This is a genomic window from Pseudomonas juntendi (assembly GCF_009932375.1).
GTDB classification, from domain to species: domain Bacteria; phylum Pseudomonadota; class Gammaproteobacteria; order Pseudomonadales; family Pseudomonadaceae; genus Aquipseudomonas; species Aquipseudomonas juntendi.
Genome location: NZ_BLJG01000217.1, coordinates 1 through 5,641 on the forward strand (window position 1 = coordinate 1; position 5,641 = coordinate 5,641).

A 5,641-nucleotide genomic window follows, 5' to 3' on the forward strand; every position below is an offset into this window, starting at 1 on the left:
ATAGAATCTCCCACAGGTCATGCACAGGGTCTGAAAATGTGCAGTACCTGTGGGCTTGCCGGCGCTAGGGCCGGGTGAATCAGCCTTTCCCTTTGGTCCGGGTCTGATTCGGCCCGCCATTCTTCTCCAGGTGCTCGATGATCATCCCGGCCACGTTCTTGCCAGTGGTCACTTCAATGCCTTCCAGGCCTGGCGATGAGTTCACCTCCATCACCAACGGCCCATGGTTGGAGCGCAGGATATCCACGCCCGCGACACTCAAACCCATCACCTTGGCTGCGCGAATCGCGGTGATGCGCTCTTCGGGGGTGATCTTGATCAGGCTGGCGACCCCGCCACGGTGCAGATTGGAACGAAACTCACCGGGCTTGGCCTGGCGCTTCATCGAGGCAATCACCTTGTCCCCCACCACGAAGCAGCGGATGTCCGCACCGCCGGCCTCCTTGATGTACTCCTGCACCATGATGTTCTGCTTCAGGCCCATGAACGCCTCGATCACCGACTCGGCTGCCTGCGGGGTTTCGCACAGCACCACGCCGATACCCTGCGTGCCTTCCAGCACCTTGATCACCAGGGGGGCACCGTTGACCATGCGGATCAGGTCGGGAATATCGTCGGGCGAGTGGGCGAAACCGGTGATCGGCAGGCCAATACCGCGCCGTGACAACAGCTGCAGCGAGCGCAACTTGTCGCGCGAGCGGGCGATAGCCACCGACTCGTTGAGCGGGTACACGCCCATCATTTCGAACTGGCGCAGCACCGCACAGCCGTAGAAGGTTACCGAGGCGCCAATACGCGGGATCACGGCATCGAAACCTTCCAGCGGCTTGCCGCGGTAGTGGATCTGCGGCTTGTGGCTGGCAATGTTCATGTAGGCCCGCAAAGTATCGATCACCACCATTTCGTGGCCACGCTGAGTACCGGCTTCGACCAGGCGGCGGGTGGAATACAGACGCGGATTGCGCGACAGCACAGCGATCTTCATGCAGCACCTGTGACAGGGGAAAGGGTGGCCGGGAAGGCCGGTTTGTCTTGCACGTACTTTACGCCTGGGTTGACCACCAGCTGGCCCTGCACCAGGGCCTTCGAGCCGAGCAGCAGGCGGTAGCGCATGCTCTTGCGGCAGGCCAGGGTGAATTCGACCTCCCACACACGGTCACCCAACGCCAGTGGCGTGCGAATGACATAACGGGTCTGGGCATGCCCGTTAGAGCTGCGGATGATCTTTCTGTTCACCAAAGGTGCTTCGCAGCGGCGATGGCGCAACTGCACTACCGTGCCCAGGTGCGCGGTGAAGCGCACCCAGGGTTGGCCATTACGCTCGAAGGGTTCGATATCGGTGGCGTGCAGGCTGGAGGTGCTGGCGCCGGTGTCGATCTTGGCGCGCAGCCCGGCCACACCGAGGTCGGGCAAGGCGACCCACTCACGCAGGCCGATCACAGTCAAATGGTCAAATTTCTTCACTAAGCACACCCTGCGAATGAGGTGGTGAACTGTAAGCACGGCGGGGACTTTTTGCATCCGTAAGTGAAGGTAGTACAGTTCGATGAAAGACAGAATCCGAGGTAACGCAATGGCACAAAAAGCCGAAGACGACGATAAGGTGCGCCTGGACAAATGGCTGTGGGCGGCTCGTTTCTACAAGACGCGGGCGTTGGCCAAGGCCGCGATCGAGAGCGGCAAGGTGCATTGCCGGGGCGAGCGTTGCAAGCCGGGCAAGGAGCCGCGCGTGGGCGACGAATTCGTGCTGCGTACCGGCTTCGATGAGCGCACCGTGGTGGTGAAGGCGTTGTCGGTGGTGCGGCGTGGGGCGCCCGAGGCGCAGACGCTGTACGAAGAGACCGAAGAGAGTGTGCGGCGCAGGGAGCAGGCAGCCGAAATGCGCAAGGCAGGGGCGATGGGAGTAACTACCGATGGCCGGCCGAACAAGAAGCAGCGGCGGCAGATTCACCAGCTGCATGGGAACTTCGAATAGCCGAGGCCGCTTCTACAAGGGTGCAGGCAGTGCTGTAGGAGCGGCCTCGTGTCGCGATGGGCTGTGCAGCAGCCCCCAGGGGTCTAGCGGACTACCGCCAACCGCCCGACCAACGGCAATTTCGCAGCAATCGAGAACAACGGCGCCGTCCAGCGCATCAGTGCCGCGCTACCCTTGGCCGCCAACGGCGTGTAGTAGCTCCAGCCCAACGCCAGCACTGCCATCAGCAACCCGCCGATGTAGTCATCTTGCCCCCAGTGCGCGCCGGCCACCAGGCGCGGCAGCATGAACAGCACCGCCAGCGCCCAGATCACCACGAACTGCATCAGGCGGCGGCTGAACACGCTCATGAACAATGCCCAGATCAACAACACCGAGGCGTGGTCGCCGGGGAAACTCTTGCTGGAGCGGTCCTTCAGCTCCCACTTGGCTTCCAGGTGGGGGTAGTAGTCGCTCAGGTGCACCACGTCGTCGAACATCATCGAGGGGCTCTTGTGTTGCCAGCCCGCGGCATCCACCCACTTGGAAAACAGCGCGCGAATCACCACTAAGAGAAGCAGCGTGACCAGAAAGCCGAAAAACGCCTGGCGAACCTGCGCTGCCTTGAACACCCAATCACCGCGAATCAGCAGTGCCAGCAGGATCAGGCCGACCACGATGTCGAACGGGCGCATGCTGCCCACGGTCCAGATATAGCGCCAGGTGGTGTTGTCAGCCAACGGTGCATTGAGGCTGTGGAACAGCCACTCGTCGAAAGTCAGGCACAGGATCTGGCCAAAAGGCCATAACCAGAAACACAGTAGAGCGATCGGCAGCAGCGTGCAGGCTGCCAGCGGTCCCCAGGACCACCTTGCTTGGAACAGTGGTCGATTATCCATAAGATACCTCTATCTCCTATAAGGGAAACGAGCGCCTGAAGGCGCTCTGCGATGGGATTACTGATTCCCTTTCATTATTTTGTCATCATTTTCAGATAGCCAGACAACCATGAGCGACTTGCCAGAAAAAGATTTCACCCAACGTTTCATCTTCGACGAGCGCGATGTGCGCGGCGAGTGGGTGTCTCTCGATGACAGCTACGCTGCAGTGCTGGCGCGTCATGAATACCCACAGCCGGTGCAAACCCTGCTCGGCGAGCTGATGGCCGCCACCGCTTTGCTGGTCGGTGCCTTGAAGTTCGACGGCCTGCTGATACTGCAGGCGCGTTCCGCCGGGCCGATCCCGCTGCTGATGGTCGAGTGCTCCGGTGACCGTGATATCCGCGGCATGGCCCGATACGAGGCGGATCAGATCCCGGCCGACGCCAGCCTGGCGCAGCTGATGCCCGACGGCCACCTGACCCTGACCATCGACCCGGTCAAGGGCCAGCGTTATCAGGGGACCGTCGACCTCGATGGTGCCAACCTCTCGGAGTGCTTCACCAACTACTTCGTTCAGTCCCAGCAGTTGAACACGCGGTTCTGGCTGAATGCCGAAGCTGGCAAGGCGCGCGGCCTGCTGCTACAGCAACTGCCACGCGATCGCCAGCCGGACGACGAAGAGCGCGAAGACAGCTGGCAGCACGTGGTTGCCCTGGCCCAGACCCTCAAGTCGCAAGAGTGGGCAGAAGCCAATGAAACCCTGCTGCACCGCCTGTACCACGAAGATGCCGTGCGCCTGTTCGATGAACAGCCGCTGCGCTTCAAATGCAGCTGCTCACGCGAACGTTCCGGCAATGCCCTGGTCAGCCTGGGTGAGCATGACGCCAAGGCTCTGGTGCAAGAGTGCGGTGGGCAGGTAGAGATCGATTGCCAGTTCTGCAACCAGCGCTATTTCTTCGACGCCAGCGATGTGGCGCAACTGTTTGCCGGCGGCGGCACGGACGTAGCCTCAGAAACTCGCCACTGAAACGTTTAAGCTCAGGAAAATCTCCTGTCGAATTGCGCAAAAACGCAGTTCTGACAGGAGGGGCCTACTTTTTTTGGGCTTTTCTGGCATAATCCGGCCACTTTTTTCGCTGTAGTAGTTTTTTCGGAACAACTACAAAACGTTTGGAGCACTCGGCCTCGGGCCGGATGGGGTATCTCATGACGCAAGCCAATAACACCGTGTACACCGACCTGAGCGTCGATGAGCTGGTAAAAGAAGCGCTGCAACGCGGTGAAGGTGTACTAGCCGATACCGGCGCGCTGGTCGTGGAGACCGGTCACCGTACTGGCCGTTCGCCGGCTGACCGTTTCATCGTCGAAGAGCCTTCCACCCAGGACGCCATCGCCTGGGGCCCGATCAACCGCAAGTTCCCGGCCGACAAGTTCGATGCCCTGTGGGACCGCGTCGAGGCGTTCAACAACGCCCAGGATCACTTCGTTTCCTACGTTCACGTAGGGGCTGCCGCCGAGCACTACCTGCCGGTGAAAATGACCACCCAGACTGCCTGGCAGAACCTGTTCGGCCGTTGCCTGTTCATCAACCCTGAGCAGTACAACCCGGCGGGTCGCGACGAGTGGCAGGTGCTCAACGTGGCCAACTTCGAGTGCGTACCTGAGCGTGATGGCACCAACTCCGACGGTTGCGTGATCATCAACTTCGCGCAGAAGAAAGTGCTGATCGCCGGCATGCGCTACGCCGGTGAAATGAAGAAAGCCATGTTCTCGGTGCAGAACTTCCTGCTGCCGGCTGCCGACGTGCTGCCAATGCACTGCGCCGCCAACATCGGCGAAGCAGGCGATGTAACCCTGTTCTTCGGCCTGTCCGGCACCGGCAAAACCACCCTGTCGGCCGACGAAAGCCGTTACCTGATCGGTGACGACGAGCACGGTTGGGGCGAAGGCGTTGTCTTCAACATCGAAGGCGGCTGCTATGCCAAGTGCATCGACCTGTCCGAGAAGAACGAGCCGGTCATCTGGAAAGCCATCAAGCACGGTGCTGTGCTGGAAAACGTCGTTCTCGACGCCAACAAGCACGCTGATTACACCGATGTTAGCCTGACCCAGAACAGCCGTGCGGCCTACCCTCTGGAGCACGTTGCCAAGCGTTCGGAAAAGAACCTGGGCGGTGAGCCAAATGCAGTGATCTTCCTGACCTGCGACCTGACCGGTGTTCTGCCTCCGGTGTCGATCCTGAACAACGAACAGGCTGCCTACCACTTCCTGTCCGGTTACACCGCGCTGGTCGGTTCCACCGAAATGGGCTCGGGCGGCGGCATCAAGTCGACCTTCTCGACCTGCTTCGGCGCACCGTTCTTCCCACGCCCGGCTGGCGAGTACGCCGAGCTGCTGATCAAGCGTATCAACGGCTTCAACTCCAAGGTCTACCTGGTGAACACCGGCTGGACCGGTGGTGGCTACGGCGTTGGCAAGCGCTTCAGCATTCCGACCACCCGCGCGGTGATCGCTGCCATCCAGAGCGGCGCGCTGGTCGGTGCCGAAACCGAGCACCTGGACATCATCAACCTGGACGTACCGAAGGCCGTCCCAGGCGTTGATACCGAACTGCTCAACCCGCGTACCAACTGGGCTGACAAAGCTGCCTACGACGAGGCCGCCAAAGGCCTGGCCAAGCTGTTCATCGAGAACTTCAAGAAGTTTGAAGTTTCCGACGCCATCAAGGCCGCTGGTCCGCAGCTGTAAGCTGCAACCAGCCGCAATGAGAAAGCCGCCAGCATTGGCGGCTTTTTTGTTGTGCGCC

Annotated in this window: 6 protein-coding genes; 3 read left to right on the forward strand and 3 right to left on the reverse strand. The window is 60.7% G+C overall.

Annotated elements, in window-relative coordinates:
• Positions 1-79: 79 nt before the first annotated feature.
• Together rimK and rimB are read right to left on the reverse strand one after the other, a co-directional pair.
• Positions 80-985, reverse strand: coding sequence for a 30S ribosomal protein S6--L-glutamate ligase (rimK, locus tag GYA94_RS22315; protein ID WP_009681234.1), 906 nt, complete (start codon positions 983-985; stop codon positions 80-82).
• On the reverse strand, positions 982-1,464 hold the full coding sequence (gene rimB / locus GYA94_RS22320; RefSeq protein WP_161893123.1) for a retropepsin-like aspartic endopeptidase RimB: 483 nt from the start codon (positions 1,462-1,464) through the stop codon (positions 982-984). The genes rimK and rimB overlap by 4 nt, the downstream gene beginning before the upstream one ends.
• A gap of 109 nt (positions 1,465-1,573) precedes the next feature.
• Between rimB and GYA94_RS22325 the strand changes: the two genes are divergently transcribed.
• The gene (locus GYA94_RS22325; protein WP_054913217.1) at positions 1,574-1,975 is read left to right on the forward strand and encodes an RNA-binding S4 domain-containing protein; all 402 of its coding nucleotides are present in this window, start codon (positions 1,574-1,576) and stop codon (positions 1,973-1,975) included.
• A gap of 83 nt (positions 1,976-2,058) precedes the next feature.
• On the opposite strand, the gene GYA94_RS22330 is transcribed toward GYA94_RS22325, so the two are convergent.
• Positions 2,059-2,853 (reverse strand): phosphatase PAP2 family protein, encoded by a 795-nt coding sequence (locus GYA94_RS22330; RefSeq protein ID WP_009681237.1) that lies wholly within the window; start codon positions 2,851-2,853, stop codon positions 2,059-2,061.
• Between the two features lie 109 nt (positions 2,854-2,962).
• Here GYA94_RS22330 and hslO point away from each other — a divergent pair, with 109 nt between their 5' ends.
• Together hslO and GYA94_RS22340 are read left to right on the forward strand one after the other, a co-directional pair.
• Positions 2,963-3,862 (forward strand): Hsp33 family molecular chaperone HslO, encoded by a 900-nt coding sequence (gene hslO / locus GYA94_RS22335; RefSeq protein ID WP_161893124.1) that lies wholly within the window; start codon positions 2,963-2,965, stop codon positions 3,860-3,862.
• Positions 3,863-4,041: 179 nt separating this feature from the next.
• Entirely contained in the window at positions 4,042-5,583 is a 1,542-nt protein-coding gene (locus tag GYA94_RS22340) for a phosphoenolpyruvate carboxykinase (protein ID WP_161893125.1), read from the forward strand.
• The last annotated feature ends 58 nt before the right edge of the window (positions 5,584-5,641 follow it).